This is a genomic window from Citrobacter sp. 50677481 (assembly GCF_001463265.1).
GTDB classification, from domain to species: Bacteria; Pseudomonadota; Gammaproteobacteria; order Enterobacterales; family Enterobacteriaceae; genus Citrobacter_A; species Citrobacter_A sedlakii.
Map to the genome: position 1 here is coordinate 70638 of NZ_LNHZ01000027.1, position 17905 is coordinate 88542.

Annotated in this window: 14 protein-coding genes; 8 read left to right on the forward strand and 6 right to left on the reverse strand. The window is 55.7% G+C overall.

What is annotated here, in order from left to right; genetic code table 11:
- Positions 1 to 131 precede the first annotated feature (131 nt).
- A complete protein-coding gene (gene pepN / locus APU02_RS06040) occupies positions 132 to 2744 on the forward strand; it encodes an aminopeptidase N (protein WP_060569545.1) in 2613 nt (870 codons plus the stop codon).
- Positions 2745 to 2842: 98 nt separating this feature from the next.
- Here the strand turns inward: pepN and ssuB are convergent, their stop codons facing one another.
- The 5 genes from ssuB to ssuE are packed head-to-tail and all read right to left on the reverse strand — an operon-like array spanning position 2843 to position 7088.
- Positions 2843 to 3610 carry an aliphatic sulfonates ABC transporter ATP-binding protein gene (ssuB, locus tag APU02_RS06045; protein ID WP_060569546.1) on the reverse strand — a complete coding sequence of 256 codons (768 nt, stop codon included), beginning with the start codon at positions 3608 to 3610 and terminating at the stop codon, positions 2843 to 2845.
- The gene (gene ssuC / locus APU02_RS06050) at positions 3607 to 4398 is read right to left on the reverse strand and encodes an aliphatic sulfonate ABC transporter permease SsuC (RefSeq protein ID WP_060569547.1); all 792 of its coding nucleotides are present in this window, start codon (positions 4396 to 4398) and stop codon (positions 3607 to 3609) included. Before ssuC ends, ssuB begins: the two co-directional genes overlap by 4 nt.
- 11 nt (positions 4399 to 4409) lie before the next feature.
- A complete protein-coding gene (gene ssuD, locus APU02_RS06055) occupies positions 4410 to 5555 on the reverse strand; it encodes an FMNH2-dependent alkanesulfonate monooxygenase (RefSeq protein ID WP_060569548.1) in 1146 nt (381 codons plus the stop codon).
- Positions 5552 to 6520: a sulfonate ABC transporter substrate-binding protein gene (locus APU02_RS06060; protein WP_060569549.1), complete on the reverse strand. Its 969-nt coding sequence runs from the start codon at positions 6518 to 6520 to the stop codon at positions 5552 to 5554. Before APU02_RS06060 ends, ssuD begins: the two co-directional genes overlap by 4 nt.
- Positions 6513 to 7088, reverse strand: coding sequence for an NADPH-dependent FMN reductase (gene ssuE / locus APU02_RS06065; protein WP_060569550.1), 576 nt, complete (start codon positions 7086 to 7088; stop codon positions 6513 to 6515). The genes APU02_RS06060 and ssuE overlap by 8 nt, the downstream gene beginning before the upstream one ends.
- A 242-nt stretch (positions 7089 to 7330) precedes the next feature.
- Between ssuE and pyrD the strand changes: the two genes are divergently transcribed.
- Positions 7331 to 8341, forward strand: coding sequence for a quinone-dependent dihydroorotate dehydrogenase (pyrD, locus tag APU02_RS06070; protein WP_060569551.1), 1011 nt, complete (start codon positions 7331 to 7333; stop codon positions 8339 to 8341).
- Between the two features lie 179 nt (positions 8342 to 8520).
- A complete protein-coding gene (gene zapC / locus APU02_RS06075; protein WP_042288043.1) occupies positions 8521 to 9063 on the forward strand; it encodes a cell division protein ZapC in 543 nt (180 codons plus the stop codon).
- Here the strand turns inward: zapC and APU02_RS06080 are convergent.
- Positions 9060 to 10169: a YcbX family protein gene (locus APU02_RS06080; protein ID WP_060569552.1), complete on the reverse strand. Its 1110-nt coding sequence runs from the start codon at positions 10167 to 10169 to the stop codon at positions 9060 to 9062. The two genes, zapC and APU02_RS06080, sit on opposite strands and share 4 nt — an antisense overlap.
- 97 nt (positions 10170 to 10266) lie before the next feature.
- Between APU02_RS06080 and rlmKL the strand changes: the two genes are divergently transcribed.
- Genes rlmKL through pqiC form a run of 5 tightly spaced genes read left to right on the forward strand, consistent with a single transcriptional unit; the run spans position 10267 to position 17762 of the window.
- Positions 10267 to 12375 (forward strand): bifunctional 23S rRNA (guanine(2069)-N(7))-methyltransferase RlmK/23S rRNA (guanine(2445)-N(2))-methyltransferase RlmL, encoded by a 2109-nt coding sequence (gene rlmKL / locus APU02_RS06085; protein ID WP_060569553.1) that lies wholly within the window; start codon positions 10267 to 10269, stop codon positions 12373 to 12375.
- A gap of 12 nt (positions 12376 to 12387) precedes the next feature.
- Positions 12388 to 14295, forward strand: a complete 1908-nt coding sequence (locus tag APU02_RS06090; protein ID WP_060569554.1) for an ABC transporter ATP-binding protein — start codon at positions 12388 to 12390, stop codon at positions 14293 to 14295.
- A 14-nt stretch (positions 14296 to 14309) separates the two neighbouring features.
- The gene (pqiA, locus tag APU02_RS06095; protein WP_042288031.1) at positions 14310 to 15572 is read left to right on the forward strand and encodes a membrane integrity-associated transporter subunit PqiA; all 1263 of its coding nucleotides are present in this window, start codon (positions 14310 to 14312) and stop codon (positions 15570 to 15572) included.
- A complete protein-coding gene (pqiB, locus tag APU02_RS06100) occupies positions 15562 to 17202 on the forward strand; it encodes an intermembrane transport protein PqiB (RefSeq protein ID WP_060569555.1) in 1641 nt (546 codons plus the stop codon). Before pqiA ends, pqiB begins: the two co-directional genes overlap by 11 nt.
- Positions 17199 to 17762, forward strand: a complete 564-nt coding sequence (pqiC, locus tag APU02_RS06105; RefSeq protein WP_060569556.1) for a membrane integrity-associated transporter subunit PqiC — start codon at positions 17199 to 17201, stop codon at positions 17760 to 17762. The genes pqiB and pqiC overlap by 4 nt, the downstream gene beginning before the upstream one ends.
- The last annotated feature ends 143 nt before the right edge of the window (positions 17763 to 17905 follow it).

The window sequence follows — 17905 nt, forward strand, 5'->3', positions numbered from 1 at the left end:
GTGCCTCGTGTTATAAAAATGTAGCAACAAGAGGCTTTGTGCCTGAAAAGATGAACATTCTGCGTAGCGCGATTTGCGCAACAGGAATAGACTGGAGTCGAGACTCTATAAAAGATGCGAAAGGTTTTTTTATGACACAACAGCCACAAGCCAAATACCGCCACGACTACCGTGCGCCGGATTACCAGATTACTGATATTGACTTGACCTTTGACCTGGATGCTGAAAAAACCCTGGTCACGGCAGTGAGCCAGGCTGTTCGTCATGGCGCATCCGATGCCCCGCTTAAACTCGATGGCGAAGCGCTGACGCTGATCTCCGTCCATGTTAACGATGAACCGTGGACGGACTATAAAGAAGACGAGGGCCAACTGGTCCTCAGCAATTTGCCCGAGCGTTTTACCCTGCGCATTGTTAATGCGATCAGCCCCGCGGCAAATACCGCGCTGGAAGGGCTGTACCAGTCCGGCGACGCGCTGTGTACTCAGTGCGAAGCGGAAGGCTTTCGCCATATCACCTGGTATCTCGACAGACCAGACGTGCTGGCGCGCTTTACTACCAAAATTATCGCCGATAAAGCCAAATATCCGTTCCTGCTGTCTAACGGCAACCGCGTTGCAGAGGGCGACCTGGATAACGGTCGCCACTGGGTTCAGTGGCAGGATCCGTTCCCGAAACCGTGCTACCTGTTTGCGCTGGTGGCTGGCGATTTCGACGTGCTGCGCGATACGTTTACCACCCGTTCAGGCCGGGAAGTGGCGCTGGAATTGTACGTTGACCGTGGCAATCTGGACCGCGCGCCATGGGCGATGACTTCGCTGCAAAACTCCATGAAGTGGGACGAAGAGCGCTTTGGTCTGGAATACGATCTCGACATTTATATGATTGTCGCTGTCGACTTCTTTAATATGGGCGCGATGGAGAACAAAGGCCTCAACATTTTTAATTCCAAATACGTGCTGGCGCGAACCGACACCGCCACCGACAAAGACTACCTCGATATTGAACGGGTGATCGGTCATGAATATTTCCACAACTGGACCGGTAACCGCGTCACCTGCCGCGACTGGTTCCAGTTGAGCCTGAAAGAAGGCTTAACCGTGTTCCGCGACCAGGAGTTCAGCTCCGATCTCGGTTCCCGCGCGGTGAATCGCATTAGTAACGTGCGTACGATGCGTGGGTTACAGTTTGCGGAGGACGCCAGTCCGATGGCGCACCCCATCCGCCCGGACAAAGTCATCGAAATGAATAACTTCTATACCCTGACGGTTTACGAAAAGGGGGCGGAAGTGATCCGTATGATCCACACGCTGCTGGGAGAAGAAAACTTCCAGAAGGGAATGCAGCTCTATTTTGAGCGTCATGACGGCAGCGCCGCTACCTGCGACGACTTTGTCCAGGCGATGGAGGACGCGTCCAATATCGATCTCTCCCATTTCCGTCGCTGGTACAGCCAGTCCGGCACCCCGATTGTGACGGTTAAAGATGACTACAATCCGGAAACCGAACAGTACACGCTGACCATCAGCCAGCGCACGCCACCCACGCCGGATCAGGCGGAAAAACTGCCGCTGCACATCCCGTTTGCCATCGAATTGTATGACAACGAAGGTAAGGTGATCCCGCTGCGCAAGGGGGGCCATCCGGTGAATCCGGTGCTCAACGTCACGCAGGCGGAACAAACGTTTGTTTTTGATAACGTCTATTTCCAGCCCGTTCCGGCGCTGCTGTGCGAGTTTTCCGCGCCGGTGAAACTGGAATATAAATGGAGCGATCAGCAGCTGACCTTCCTGATGCGTCACGCGCGTAACGACTTTTCGCGCTGGGATGCGGCGCAGAGCCTGCTGGCGACCTGGATCAAGCTGAACGTCGCGCGCGTTCAGCAGGGGCAACCGCTCTCGCTGCCGGTGCATGTTGCCGACGCCTTCCGCGCGGTGCTGCTGGATGAGACGATTGATCCGGCGCTGGCGGCGGAAATTTTGACGCTGCCTTCTGCAAATGAAATGGCTGAACTGTTTGAGATTATCGACCCGCTGGCGATTGCCCAGGTACGCGAAGCCCTGACCCGGACGCTGGCGACAGAACTGGCGGATGAATTCCTCGCCATCTATAACGCGAATCATCTGGACACGTATCGTGTGGAGCACGGGGATATCGGTAAGCGCACCTTGCGCAATACCTGCCTGCGTTTCCTCGCCTTTGGCGAAACGCAGCTTGCCGATACGCTGGTGAGCAAGCAATACCATACAGCCAACAATATGACCGATGCGCTGGCCGCGCTCTCTGCAGCGGTGGCCGCACAGCTACCGTGCCGCGACGCGCTGATGCAGGAGTATGATGATAAGTGGCATCAGGATGGTCTGGTGATGGATAAATGGTTTATCCTGCAATCCACCAGCCCTGCGGAAAATGTGTTGGAAACGGTGCGCGGCTTGCTGAAGCACCGTTCGTTCAGTATGAGCAACCCGAACCGCGTGCGTTCGCTGATTGGCGCCTTCGCAGGCAGTAATCCGGCGGCTTTCCACGCCGAGGACGGCAGTGGCTACCAGTTCCTGGTTGACATGTTAACCGAGCTGAACAGCCGTAACCCGCAGGTGGCGTCGCGGCTGATAGAACCGCTGATTCGTCTGAAGCGTTATGACCTGCCGCGCCAGGAAAAAATGCGCGCCGCGCTTGAACAGTTGAAAGGGCTGGAGAATCTGTCCGGCGATCTGTTCGAGAAGATCGCGAAAGCGCTTGCCTGATGCGTCGACCTGCCGTTTCTTAGGGGCGATAAATAATCAGCGCCACCGGGTAATTTACCGGGTGGCGCTGATTTGACCAGGCGACAGCATGCGGTTAATCAGCCATGCCGACGCACCGGTTGCGTCGTTTCGCCTCGCTGCATCACCCGTTGCAGCACCTCCGTTTCCAGCTCCGCTAAACGCACGGACCCCCGACGACGTGGTCGCGCAATATCCACCGTAAGATCCAACCCGATCTTGCCCGCTTCGATCAGCAGTACGCGATCGGCCATTGCCACAGCCTCGCTGACGTCGTGGGTCACCAGCAGCACCGTGAAGCCATGTTCCTGCCACAGTGATACGATAAGATCCTGCATTTCCAGTCGGGTCAGCGCATCCAGCGCCCCGAGCGGCTCGTCAAGTAACAGCAACCCGGGACGATGGATAAGCGCGCGTGCCAGCGCCACTCGCTGCTTTTGTCCACCGGAAAGCGCTGCGGGCCATTCCTCCGCCCGGTTTTCCAGCCCTACTGCAGACAGCGCCTGACGTGCGGCGTTCCGCCAGCCGCTTTTCAGTCCCAGACCGACATTATCCATCACCGACTTCCACGGCAACAGGCGCGCATCCTGAAACATCATGCGGATGTCCCCCTGCATCTCCGTCAGCGGCGTAGTACCTGCCAGTAACGCGCCGTCGGTGGGCGCCTCCAGCCCGGCGAGCAAGCGCAGCAGCGTGCTTTTACCGCCACCGCTACGTCCGACCACCGCGACAAACTGACCGGCCGGAATATGCAGATCCAACCCGTTCAGCACCGTGTTTTGCGCATATCGCTTTGTCACCGCATTCAGCAGGAGCGGCGTACCCTGGTTCAGTCGGGCGGTATTCATACAGCGGCCTTTTTCAATTGATAAGCGGGATGCCAGCGCAGCCAGAGGCGCTCCAGCAGTTGCGCGCTGACATCGGCGAGCTTGCCGAGCAGGGCGTAAAGAATAATGGCGACGACAACGATATCCGTTTGCAGAAATTCCCGGGCGTTCATTGCCAGGTAGCCGATACCGGAATTGGCCGAGATAGTCTCTGCCACGATGAGCGTCAGCCACATTAGTCCAAGTGAAAAACGAACCCCAACCATGATCGAGGGCAGGGCACCGGGTAAAATCACATGCAAAAACAGCGACAAACCGGAAAGCCCATAACTGCGCGCCATCTCCACCAGTCCGCGATCGATATTGCGGATCCCATGCCAAGTGTTGATGTAAATCGGAAACAGCGTACCCAGCGCCACCAGAAAGATCTTCGCGGTTTCGTCAATGCCAAACCACAGGATGACGAGTGGAATTAGCGCCAGATGCGGTACGTTGCGCAACATCTGAATGGACGTATCCAGCAGGCGTTCTCCCCAGTGCGACAGGCCGCTGACCAGGCCCAGCGCCAGGCCGAGCGAACCGCCGATCGAAAAGCCGATCAGCGCGCGCCAGGCGCTGATCGCCAGATGCTGCCAAAGCTCACCACTGGCGGAAAGCGTCCAGAACGCGGCGATCACCCCTTCCGGCGACGGAAAAATGCGACCGGAAAGCCAGCCCAGGGAGGAAGCAAGTTGCCAGACCGCCACAATACCCACCGGCAAAAACCAGGGGGCAGCGCGCAACAATCTTTTTTCAAGGGGCGTAGCCATGTTCATCCTCCTTAGCTTTGGGCGGCTTTACGCGGAATGAAGTCATTCGCCACGGCTTCTCCCTGCAAATGCAGATGCTGCGGCTGCGGAACGTCCGGTATAGCAACGTCAAGGTGCGGGAAGAGTAGTTCGCCGACCTTCCAGGCCTCTTCCAGATGCGGATAGCCAGATAACACAAAACTGTCGATACCCAGCGCGGCATATTCCTGAATACGCGCCGCCACCGTTGGGCCGTCTCCCACCAGCGCTGTGCCTGCGCCGCCACGTACCAGCCCCACGCCTGCCCACAGGTTAGGGCTGATTTCCAGATTATCGCGTTTGCCGTTATGCAGTGACGCCATCCGTTGCTGCCCCACGGAGTCCGTCCTGGCGAAAGCGGCCTGCGCTTTCGCGATGGTTTCGTCATCGAGATGCGCGATCAGCCGGTCCGCCGCGCGCCAGGCCTCTTCGTTGGTTTCGCGCACAATCACATGCAAACGAATACCAAAGCGCAAGGTGCGACCGCGAGCCGCTGCTTTAGCGCGCACCTGGGCGATTTTCTCTCTTACCTGATCGGGCGGTTCACCCCAGGTCAGATACAGATCGACCTGCTCCGCAGCAAGTTCCTGCGCAACCTCGGAGGAACCGCCAAAATAGAGCGGTGGATACGGTTGCTGAACCGGCGGGAAAAACAGTTTCGCGCCGTTTACATGAATATGCTTGCCGTTAAAATCAACCGTTTCACCCTGCAATAACCGTCGCCAGACCTGGGTGAACTCGGCGGAGGCTTCATAGCGCTCGGTGTGATCGAGAAAGACCCCATCGCCCGCCAGTTCCTGTGGATCGCTACCGGTCACCAGGTTGAACAGCGCCCGACCGTTAGAGAGCCGGTCAAGCGTCGCCGCCTGGCGTGCCGCCACCGTGGGCGACGTGACGCTTGGCCGTAATGCCACCAGGAACTTAAGACGCTGGGTGACCGGGATCATCGAGGCGGCGACCAGCCAGGCATCTTCACAGGAACGCCCGGTCGGGATCAGTACGCCAGTGAATCCCAGACGATCGGCCGTCTGCGCGATCTGCTGGAGATAACCGTGATCCACCGGACGAGAACCCTGATCCGTTCCCAGAAAGTGGCCGTCACCGTGAGTCGGTAAAAACCAGAACATATTCAGGCTCATAGCTGTTTTCCTTCCTGTTGAGTGGGTTGCCAGATGCGCTGGCGAATATCAATCTTTTTCGGCACCAGACGGTTGTCGTAAAACAGGTCTGCCGTTTGTTGTTGCAGCGCCGCAACGGCAGCGCTGACCGGGGAAATGGTGGTCGGCGGGCGATGATCGAGATAGGCGGCGATCACCGGTTCCGGTAATCCCATGGTTTTCGCCAGCAAGGTAATGCTTTCCGGGCGTTGCGAAATCGTCAGCGCGTCGGCCTGGCTAAAGGTGTCCAGCACGCCCTGAATAAACACGCCGTTCTTCTCTGCGTAGGGACGTGAGGCGAGATAGAACGAACCGGTTTGTTTCAGGTCGCTACCGTCCTTAAGCACGCGCACGCCACCCTGCAACAGCGCCGCAGAATAGTAAGGATCCCAAATCGCCCATGCATCTACGTTACCCTGCTGAAAAGCGGCGCGGGCGTCGGCAGGTGTTAGCCACGTTGGCTGGATATCGGTAAATTTCAATCCAGCTTGCTGGAGTGCGCGTAACAGCAGGTTGTGCGAGCTGGAACCTTTCTGAAGCGCCACTTTATGCCCTTTCAGCTCCGCCACCGTCCGGATGGGGCTGGATTCCGGCACCAGTATCACTTCCGCTTTCGGTTTCGCTGGTTCAACACCGACATAGACCAGATCCGCGCCGGCGGCCTGAGCGAAAATCGGCGGAATATCGCCGGTGCTGCCCAGATCGATACTGCCCACGTTAAGGGCTTCAAGCATCTGCGGTCCGGCCGGGAATTCGACCCAGGAAATACGGGTCTGCGGATAGCGCTTTTCCAGAAGTTGATGGCTTTTGGCAAGAACCATACTGATGCTGCCTTTCTGATAACCAATGCGTAGCGCGTCTGGTGACGAAGGCGCAGCGAAGGTTGCGGCTGAAAGCGCCAGCAGGCCGCCGAATGCCAGTAAAGGTTGTTTTAATAAATTAAGCATGAGCCGCGCCTCGCTGAACCGTGAAAGCTGGGGCGGGAACCTCGCGGCGATGCAGTGCTTGCCAGAAGGTTTCCAGCGCGTCGTCGAGCCGCAACTGTAAATTGGGGGTGAAGCTGGGGGCATGTTGATACTCAATGATCTGGGTATCGTCGGCAAAGACCCCGTGCAGGATTTCTTGTGCCTTGAGGGCGCTAAGCACCGGCTTTAGCGCATAGTCAACGGCAAGCAGATGCGCAACGGTACCCCCCGTGGCCACAGGTAACACCACTTTGCCTTCCAGCGCCCGCTCCGGAAGCATATCAAGCAGTGTTTTCAGGGCGCCGGAATAGGCTGCTTTATAGACCGGTGTGGCGACGATCAGGCCATCCGCTTGCTTAAGCTGTTCCGTCAGGATGTGCAACGCCGGGCTGTCGAAGCGCGCATATAACAGATCTGCTGGTTCGAAGTTGTGCAGATTCCAGTGCCAAACCTCCACGTCCAGCGCGTTAAGCTTTTCACGGGCGTATTCCAGTAACGCACTGGAGCGAGAGGGGAAGCGTGGGCTTCCCGCCAGAGTGATGACGCGCATAGTTGCCTTCTCCCTTATAACTTAATGTTTGCTTTTAAGTAACATTGATAACATTTTTTGCAGTCTGTCAGAGGAGAGGCGGGAACCGAAATGATTTATGCGGGATTGAAAATGTGAAAAAAGCATAAAAAGGGCACAGCGGGGGAAACGATTGCTTTTTATTGCCGCAGGTCAATTCCCTTTTTGTGCGATATCACCCATAATACGCCCCCGGTCTGCACACCGGGAATCCAGGAGAGTTCATGTACTACCCCTTCGTTCGTAAAGCCCTTTTTCAGCTCGATCCAGAGCGCGCTCATGAATTTACGTTTCAGCAATTACGCCGCATTAAGGGTACGCCTTTTGAAGCGTTAGTCCGCCAGAAAGTGCCAGCCAGGCCGGTCACTTGCATGGGGTTAACCTTTAAGAATCCCCTTGGACTGGCTGCCGGTCTGGATAAAGACGGCGAATGTATCGACGCCCTGGGCGCGATGGGGTTTGGTTCGATCGAGATCGGCACCGTTACTCCACGTCCGCAGCCGGGCAACGACAAGCCGCGGCTCTTTCGCCTGGTTGATGCTGAAGGGTTGATCAACCGCATGGGCTTTAATAATCACGGGGTGGATAACCTGGTTGAGAATGTTAAAAAGGCCCATTATGACGGCGTGCTCGGCATTAATATCGGTAAAAATAAAGACACACCGGTCGAGCAGGGTAAAGATGACTATCTGATTTGTATGGAAAAAATCTACGCTTATGCCGGTTACATCGCGATTAATATCTCCTCGCCAAATACACCGGGATTACGTACCTTACAATATGGCGACGCGTTGGACGATCTGCTAAGCGCAATTAAAAATAAACAAAACGATCTGCAAACGATCCATCAAAAATATGTTCCGATCGCCGTCAAGATCGCGCCGGATCTTTCAGAAGAAGAACTGATCCAGGTTGCCGACAGTTTAGTTCGCCATAATATTGATGGTGTTATTGCGACCAATACAACACTCGATCGTTCTCTGGTCCAGGGAATGAAAAATTGCGATCAAACGGGCGGTTTAAGTGGTCGTCCGCTGCAATTAAAAAGCACAGAAATTATCCGTCGACTTTCCCAGGAATTAAAAGGCCAACTGCCCATTATTGGCGTAGGTGGGATCGACTCGGTCATCGCCGCCCGCGAGAAGATGGCCGCCGGTGCAACACTGGTACAGATTTATTCCGGTTTTATTTTTAAAGGTCCGCCGCTGATTAAAGAAATCGTCACCCATATTTGATTTTTTTTCCCGCGCTATATCAGAATATCAGACAACCAGGGGTTTATTTCCGCGCCTGGTTGTTTTATATTCTTTCACTGTTGCTTATTTAGACATTTTAAGCTTTGCTTATAAAAGCAATAAGCGAAGCGGCAAAAAGGGACAATTTTGCAACAGGTCAATGGAGAGGGGAGAGAAAAATGCGAATTAAACCTGACGATAACTGGCGCTGGTATTATGACGAAGAGCATGACCGTATGATGCTCGATTTAGCCAATGGCATGTTATTTCGCTCGCGTTTTGCCCGCAAAATGCTCACCCCGGATGCATTTTCGCCGTCTGGTTTCTGCGTTGATGACGCAGCGCTTTACTTCTCCTTTGAAGAAAAATGCCGTGACCTGGAGCTTTCCCGGGAACAAAAAGCGGAACTGGTGCTCAATGCGCTGGTGGCGATTCGTTATCTGAAGCCGCAAATGCCGAAAAGCTGGCACTTTGTGGCGCATAATGATAACTGGTCGCCGACGACAGGCGATACCGCCTGCGTCTGGTTAAGCGATACCCAGGAACAGGTCAATTTGCTGGTGGTGGAACCTGGCGACAACGCCGCGCTGTGCTTACTTGCTCAGCCCGGCGTCGTGGTGGCGGGACGAACGATGCAGCTTGGCGATGCGATAAAGATCATGAACGACAGACTGAAGCCGCAGTTGACCGCCAGCAGCTACAGTCTGGAACAGGCGGTTTAACGCGCCAGCTTCAGCGCGCTTTTTGGCACACAGCTGCAGCTCAGAATTGTGCCGTCCGGGCCCAGCGCGGACTTTTTCAGCGGAGTCACTTCGCCTTCCAGCAATGTGATACGACAGCAGCCGCAAATCCCCGCCCGACAAGAATAGGGTATGCGAATTCCCTGGTTTTCCAGTTGTTCAAGCAGCACCTGCTGATTATTACCCCGAAATGCCTGCCCCTGCCAGTCAATGCTGACCGAGGCGTCTGCCTGCGGCGCGGCGTCGGGGATGTCATCCGTATCGGCCGCGCCATAGACGCGCGCGGGGCCGGTTGACAAAATCTCCACCTCATCGCCGACCCGGACGACGCCGCTGTTTCGGGCGATCAGATTCTGACCGAAATCCACATCGTCATTATCCGACGCGGTGCGGAAGGTCTGAAGCGTCGCCAGCGGTTCACCTGACGGGTGTTTCTGCCCCTTTTCCGGACTGACGGTGGTAAAAATGCAGCGACTGCAGGGTTTCGCCACGTCAAAGATAACGTCGCCGATGCGAATCACTTTCCAGGTATCCTCTTCCCACGCGCTGGCACCAGAAACCACCAGGTTCGGGCGGAACTGTTCAACCTGAACCCCTGCCGGGCAACGCTGCTGAAGATCGCGCAGCGAGGCGTCATTCACCAGCAGATAAGGATAGCCATCGGCAAAGGAGAGTGGGACGCTCGCATGGCGCTTAACCCGGCGGGTGAGTTGAGGCCCGACCCAGCGCAACTGCACGGTGCGGGAAAAGAAGCCGCTCAGCCACTGGTTGATGGCCTCCGGTGCGATGCGGGCGGTAAAATGATTCCCCCATACTTCTGTTGGCGCGTCCTGTGCGGCGAAATCGTTAAACCGGACGATGGCGGAACTGCCATCCGGCGCGGTCAGATGCAGGCCATCATGCAGAGGAGAGGGGGTAAAACGTACCATCTGCGGAAACTGACGGGCGGTAATGAAGGTGCCGTCCGCTTCGGTTATCATAAAAATCCGATCGAAAGCCAGTCCGCTGACGTCTGCCAGTGCATGGGTCAGTCCAATGCCGCGCATGGATTTGACGGGGTGAATGAATAGGCGGGTTAACGTCAGCACGGTACAGTCCCTCGAAAGAAATAAGCCCTCAACTTTATGACATAGGCGTCAGTTTAGCTATAATGCGCAGCAATTTTCTTCGAGTATAAGTGACGATATGAATTCTTTGTTTGCCAGTACGGCCCGTGGGCTGGAAGAGCTGTTAAAAACTGAACTGGAAAGCCTCGGCGCCGTAGAGTGTCAGGTTGTTCAGGGTGGTGTCCATTTCAAGGGCGACACCCGGCTTGTTTACCAGAGCCTGATGTGGAGTCGCCTGGCCTCGCGCATTATTTTACCGTTGAGTGAGTGCAAAGTTTACAGTGACTTAGATCTCTATCTGGGGGTTATGGCGATCGACTGGACGGCGATGTTTTCCCCGGACGCCACCTTTGCTGTTCACTTTAGCGGCCTGAACGACACCATCCGCAACAGCCAGTACGGCGCGCTGAAGGTAAAAGACGCGATTGTGGATTCCTTTACCCGTAAGAATTTACCGCGTCCGAATGTGGACCGTGAATCGCCGGATATCCGCGTTGACGTCTGGCTGAATAAAGACACCGCCAGTATCGCGCTGGACTTAAGCGGTGACGGTCTGCATCTGCGCGGCTATCGCGACCGAACCGGTCTTGCGCCCATCAAAGAGACGCTGGCGGCGGCGATTGTGATGCGTTCCGGCTGGCAACCGGGGACGCCGCTGCTTGATCCGATGTGTGGTTCCGGCACGTTGCTGATTGAAGCGGCAATGTGGGCCACCGATCGCGCGCCGGGTCTGCACCGTGGGCGCTGGGGCTTTAGTGGCTGGGCGCAACACGACGAAGCCATCTGGCAGGAAGTGAAAGCCGACGCGCAAACCCGAGCGCGCAAAGGGCTGGCGGATTATGGTTCGCGTTTTTACGGCTCCGATAGCGACGCGCGGGTGATCGAACGCGCGCGCAGCAACGCCCGTCGCGCGGGGATCGGCGAGCTGATCTCGTTTGAGGTGAAAGACGTAGCGCAACTGAGCAACCCGCTGCCGACAGGACCGTACGGGACGGTGATCAGCAACCCGCCGTACGGTGAGCGTCTGGACAGCGAGCCGGCGCTGATTGCGCTGCACAGCCTGCTTGGGCGCACGATGAAGAACCAGTTTGGCGGCTGGAACCTGTCGTTGTTCAGCGCCTCACCGGATCTGCTCAGCAGCCTGCAACTGCGCGCTGACAAGCAGTTCAAAGCGAAAAACGGCCCGTTGGACTGTGTGCAGAAAAATTATCATATCGCCGAAACCACGCCGGACAGCAAACCGGCCACGGTGGCGGAAGATTACGCTAACCGTCTGCGTAAAAACATCAAAAAGCTGGATAAATGGGCCCGTCAGGAAGGCATTGAGTGCTATCGCCTGTACGATGCCGACCTGCCGGAATATAACGTCGCGGTGGATCGTTACGCTGACTGGGTGGTTATCCAGGAATACGCGCCGCCGAAAACCGTGGATGCGCAAAAGGCGCGTCAGCGGCTGTTTGACATTATTGCGGCAACGCTGTCGGTACTCGACATTGCGCCAAACAAGCTGGTGCTGAAAACCCGTGAACGGCAAAAGGGGAAAAACCAGTATCAGAAGATGAACGAGAAGGGCGAATTCATTGAAGTCGGTGAGTACAACGCCCGTCTGTGGGTAAATCTCACCGACTATCTTGATACCGGCCTGTTCCTTGATCACCGTATTGCCCGTCGAATGCTGGGGCAGATGAGCAAAGGGAAAGACTTCCTTAACCTGTTCTCTTACACCGGCAGCGCCAGCGTCCATGCGGGCCTGGGCGGGGCGCGTAGTACGACGACAGTCGATATGTCGCGAACCTATCTGGAGTGGGCGGAACGTAACCTGCGTCTGAATGGCTTAAGTGGCCGCGCGCATCGTCTGATTCAGGCCGACTGTCTCGCCTGGCTGCGCGAAGCGACGGAACAGTTTGACCTGATTTTTATCGACCCGCCCACGTTCTCCAACTCGAAGCGGATGGAGGACGCGTTTGACGTTCAGCGCGATCACCTGGCGCTGATGAAAGATTTAAAGCGTCTGCTGCGTAAAGGCGGCACGATCATGTTCTCCAACAATAAACGCGGATTCCGTATGGATCTCGACGGTCTGGCGGCGCTGGGGCTGAAAGCACAAGAAATCACCCAAAAAACGCTTTCCCAGGACTTTGCCCGCAACCGCCAGATCCACAACTGCTGGCTGATTACCGCAGCCTGAAAGGATAAGTAAATGTCATTAATCAGTATGCATGGCGCATGGCTGTCGTTCAGCGACGCGCCGCTTCTTGATAACGCAGAACTGCATATCGAAGATAACGAACGCGTCTGTCTGGTGGGCCGCAACGGCGCCGGAAAATCAACGCTGATGAAGATCCTTAACCGTGAGCAGGGCCTGGACGACGGTCGCATTATTTATGAACAGGATCTGATCGTCGCGCGGTTGCAGCAGGATCCGCCGCGTAACGTCGAAGGCACCGTGTACGACTTTGTCGCGGAAGGCATTGAGGAGCAGGCGGAATACCTCAAGCGTTACCATGACGTTTCCCGTCTGGTGATGACCGATCCGAGCGAGCGAAACCTTAACGAGCTGGCGAAGGTGCAAGAGCAACTCGACCACCACAATCTTTGGCAACTGGAAAACCGGATCAACGAAGTATTGGCGCAGTTGGGGCTCGATCCTAACGCCGCGCTGTCTGCGCTTTCCGGTGGCTGGCTGCGTAAGGCGGCGCTGGGCCGGGCGCTCGTCAGTAATCCGCGCGTACTGCTGCTGGACGAACCGACTAACCATCTCGATATTGAAACCATCGACTGGCTGGAGGGCTTCCTGAAGTCGTTCAACGGGACGATTATTTTCATCTCCCACGACCGCTCTTTTATTCGCAACATGGCGACCCGTATTGTCGATCTTGATCGCGGCAAGCTGGTGACCTATCCGGGTAATTACGATCACTATCTGCTGGAAAAAGAAGAAGCGTTGCGCGTGGAAGAGTTACAGAACGCCGAGTTCGACCGCAAACTGGCGCAGGAAGAGGTGTGGATCCGCCAGGGGATCAAGGCCCGCCGTACCCGTAATGAAGGTCGCGTGCGCGCGCTCAAAGCGATGCGACGCGAACGCAGCGAACGCCGCGAAGTGATGGGCACCGCGAAGATGCAGGTTGAAGAAGCAACCCGCTCAGGCAAGATCGTTTTTGAAATGGAAAACGTCAATTATCAGATCGACGGCAAACAGCTGGTTAACGATTTTTCCGCCCAGGTGCAGCGCGGCGACAAAATTGCGCTAATTGGCCCCAACGGCTGCGGTAAAACCACGTTGCTTAAACTGATGCTGGGCCAGCTTAAGGCGGACAGCGGGCGTATCCACGTCGGCACAAAGCTGGAAGTGGCCTATTTCGATCAGCACCGCGCCGAGCTGGATCCGGATAAAACGGTCATGGATAACCTGGCGGAAGGTAAGCAGGAAGTGATGGTGAATGGCAAGCCACGCCATGTACTGGGCTATCTGCAGGACTTCCTGTTCCATCCTAAGCGGGCGATGACGCCGGTGCGCGCGCTTTCCGGCGGTGAACGCAACCGACTGTTGCTGGCGCGGCTGTTCCTTAAGCCCAGCAATTTATTGATCCTCGATGAACCTACCAACGATCTGGACGTCGAAACGCTGGAGCTACTGGAGGAACTGATCGACGGTTACCAGGGCACCGTTTTGCTGGTTAGTCACGACCGTCAGTTTGTCGACAATACCGTGACCGAATGCTGGATCTTTGAAGGCAATGGCAAAATTGGCCGCTATGTCGGCGGTTACCACGACGCGCGCGGGCAGCAGGAACAGCATCTGGCGTTTACGCAGTCAGCGGTGAAGAAAGCGCAAGAAGTGGTTGCCCCAAAAGCAGAAATTGTAAAACGCGGCAGTAGCAAACTAAGCTATAAACTGCAGCGCGAGCTGGAACAGTTGCCTCAGTTGCTGGAAGAACTGGAGGCGAAACTGGAGGCGTTACAGGCGCAGGTTGCGGATGCGTCCTTTTTTAGCCAGCCACATGAACAAACGCAGCAGGTTCTCGGCGACTTAGCGCAAGCGGAGCAGGAACTTGAACAGGCCTTCGAGCGCTGGGAATACCTTGAAGCGTTGAAAAACGGCGCGTAATGAAAGGAGCGCATATGTGCGAACATCACCATGCCGCAAAGCACATATTGTGCCCGCAGTGTGACATGCTGGTGGCTTTGCCCCACCTTGAGCATGGGCAGAAAGCGGCATGTCCGCGATGTGGCACAACGTTGACGACAGAATGGGACGCGCCGAGGCAGCGTCCCACTGCCTACGTATTAGCGGCGCTGTTTATGCTGCTTTTGTCAAACTTGTTCCCATTTGTGAACATGAATGTCGCCGGGGTGAACAGTGAAGTTAAACTGCTGGAAATTCCCGGCGTGCTCTTTTCTGAAAATTACGCCAGCCTCGGCACCTTCTTTATCTTATTTGTTCAACTCGTTCCGGCATTTTGTTTATTGACCATTTTGCTGCTGGTGAACAGGGTAGAGATGCCTGGACGGATTAAGGCATGGCTTGCGCGTATCCTGTTTCAGTTGAAAAGCTGGGGGATGGCGGAGATCTTTCTCGCGGGCGTGCTGGTGAGCTTTGTTAAGCTGATGGCGTATGGCGATATTGGCGTGGGCAGCAGTTTTGTTCCGTGGTGCCTGTTTTGCGTGCTGCAATTGCGCGCGTTCCAGTGCGTCGACCGCCGCTGGCTGTGGGATGATATTGCCCCGATGCCCGCTATCCGGCAAACCCTGAAGCCTGGCGTGCCGGGTATCCGCCAGGGGCTGCGCTCCTGTCCGTGTTGTACGGCAATCCTGCCAGCTGAGCAGCATGTTTGTCCGCGCTGTCAGACGACGGGCTACGTGCGCCGCAGAAACAGCCTGCAATGGACGCTGGCGTTACTGTTTACTTCAATCATGCTCTATCTTCCGGCCAATATCCTGCCGATCATGATCACTGATTTGTTAGGCTCCAAAATGCCCTCGACCATTCTGGCCGGGGTGGTGTTGCTGTGGAGCGAAGGCTCTTACCCGGTCGCGGCGGTGATTTTTATCGCCAGTATTATGGTGCCGACGCTGAAAATGATCGCGATAGCCTGGCTGTGCTGGGATGCCAAAGGCCATGGCCGACGCGACAGCGAGCGCATGCACCTGATTTATGAGGTAGTGGAATTTGTCGGCCGCTGGTCGATGATCGACGTGTTTGTGATTGCCGTACTCTCTGCGCTGGTGCGTATGGGAGGGCTAATGAATATTTATCCTGCGATGGGTGCATTGATGTTTGCTTTAGTCGTCATAATGACAATGTTTTCTGCGATGACATTTGATCCGCGTTTGACGTGGGATCGTGAACCAGACCATGAGGAGTCCGGACAGCATGGAATCTAAAAATGGGGAAGCCAAAGTTCAGAAGGTGAAAAACTGGTCTCCCGTGTGGATTTTCCCCATCGTCACCGCACTCATTGGGGCATGGGTCCTGTTTTATCACTACAGTCATCAGGGGCCGGAAGTGACCCTGATCACCACCAACGCTGAGGGGATTGAAGGGGGGAAAACCACCATCAAGAGCCGAAGCGTGGACGTCGGGGTGGTGGAAAGCGCGACGCTGACTGACGATCTTACACATGTAGAAATTAAAGCGCGCCTCAATTCCGGAATGGAAAAGTTGCTGCATGAGGACTCGGTCTTCTGGGTGGTGAAGCCGCAGGTGGGCCGAGAAGGGATCAGCGGTCTGGGTACGCTGCTTTCCGGCGCTTATATTGAGTTGCAGCCGGGTCGTAAAGGCAGCCAGCCGGAAAATTATCAGTTGCTGGATTCCCCACCGCTGGCGCCGCCCGATGCGAAAGGTATCCGTGTTGTGCTGGACAGCAAAAAAGCCGGACAGCTGAGTCCGGGCGATCCGGTACTGTTTCGCGGGTATCGCGTCGGTTCCGTTGAAACCAGCACTTTCGATGCGCAGCGGCGCACCATTAGCTACCAGCTGTTCATCAATGCGCCAAACGATCGCCTGGTCACCAGCAATGTGCGTTTCTGGAAGGACAGTGGGATAGCGGTGGATTTGACCTCCGCGGGGATGCGCGTTGAGATGGGCTCCCTCAGTACGCTGTTTGGCGGCGGTGTTAGCTTTGACGTGCCGGAAGGGCTTGAACAGGGCCAACCGGTAGCTGAAAAAAGCGCCTTCAGGCTTTATGACGATCAACGAAGCATTCAGGATTCGCTGTATACCGACCATATCGACTATCTGATGTTTTTTAAAGATTCGATTCGCGGTTTGCAGCCGGGCGCACCGCTCGAGTTCCGCGGTATTCGTCTGGGGACCGTGAGCAAGGTGCCATTCTTTATGCCGAACATGCGTCAGGTGTTTAATAACGATTACCGCATTCCGGTGCTGGTGCGCATTGAACCTGAACGCCTGAAAGCGCAACTGGGTGAAGAGACAGACGTCGGTGCGCATCTGGCCGATCTGCTCAAACGGGGTCTGCGTGGCTCGCTGAAAACCGGCAATCTGGTGACCGGCGCGTTGTATGTCGATCTCGACTTTTATCCGAAAGAGCCGCCGTTAACCGGCATTCGCGAATTTAACGGTTATCAAATCATCCCGACGGTAAGCGGGGGACTGGCGCAGATCCAGCAGCGACTGATGGAAGCGTTGGATAAGATCAACAACCTGCCGCTGAATCCGATGATCCAGCAGGCGACCAATACGCTGTCGGAAAGCCAGCGCACAATGAAGCATCTGCAAACGACGCTGGACAATATGAACAAGATTACCTCCAGCCAGTCGATGCAACAGCTGCCAGCGGATATGCAGAACACCTTACGTGAACTGAACCGCAGTATGCAGGGCTTCCAGCCGGGGTCCGCCGCCTACAACAAGATGGTTGCGGATATGCAGCGTCTCGATCAGGTGCTTCGTGAGCTGCAACCGGTGCTGAAAACCCTGAATGAAAAGAGCAACGCGCTGGTGTTTGAAGCGAAGGACAAGAAAGATCCAGAGCCTAAGAGGGCGAAACAATGAAAAAGTGGCTAGTGGCGATGATGGCGTTCTGGCTGACGTCATGCAGCTCAGGTGGAGAAAATAAGAGCTATTACCAGCTTCCGGTTGCCCATAGCGGCGCGCAAAGTACGGTGAGTCAGAGCAACCGTCTGCTGTGGGTGGAGCAGGTTGCGGTGCCGGATTATCTCGCCGGAAACGGAGTGGTTTATCAGACCAGCGACGTCCAGTACGTCATTGCCAACAATAACCTGTGGGCCAGCCCGCTGGATCAACAGCTACGCAATACGCTGGTCGCCAACCTGAGTACGCAGTTGCCCGGATGGGTAGTCGCCTCTCAGCCGCTGGGAACGATGCAGGACACGCTTAATGTGACGGTCTCTGGTTTTCACGGTCGCTACGATGGCAAGGTGATTGTGAGCGGAGAATGGCTGCTGAACCATCAGGGACAGCTGATTAAGCGTCCTTTCCACATTGAAGCCATGCAGACCAAAGACGGTTACGATGAAATGGTGAAAGTGCTGGCGACTGCGTGGAGTGAGGAGGCCGCCGCTATCGCACAGGAACTGAAGCAGCTTCGCTAGTTTAAACTTTTGTAAATCTTACCGCCGTGAACCCCTCGTTTACGGCGGTTTTTTTATGCCCGACGCGGGAAACAGGAAGTTGTTCCGTCTCACATTTTTTGTACAACTGAGTTATTCAGTAGCTCACAAATATGACATTGGTG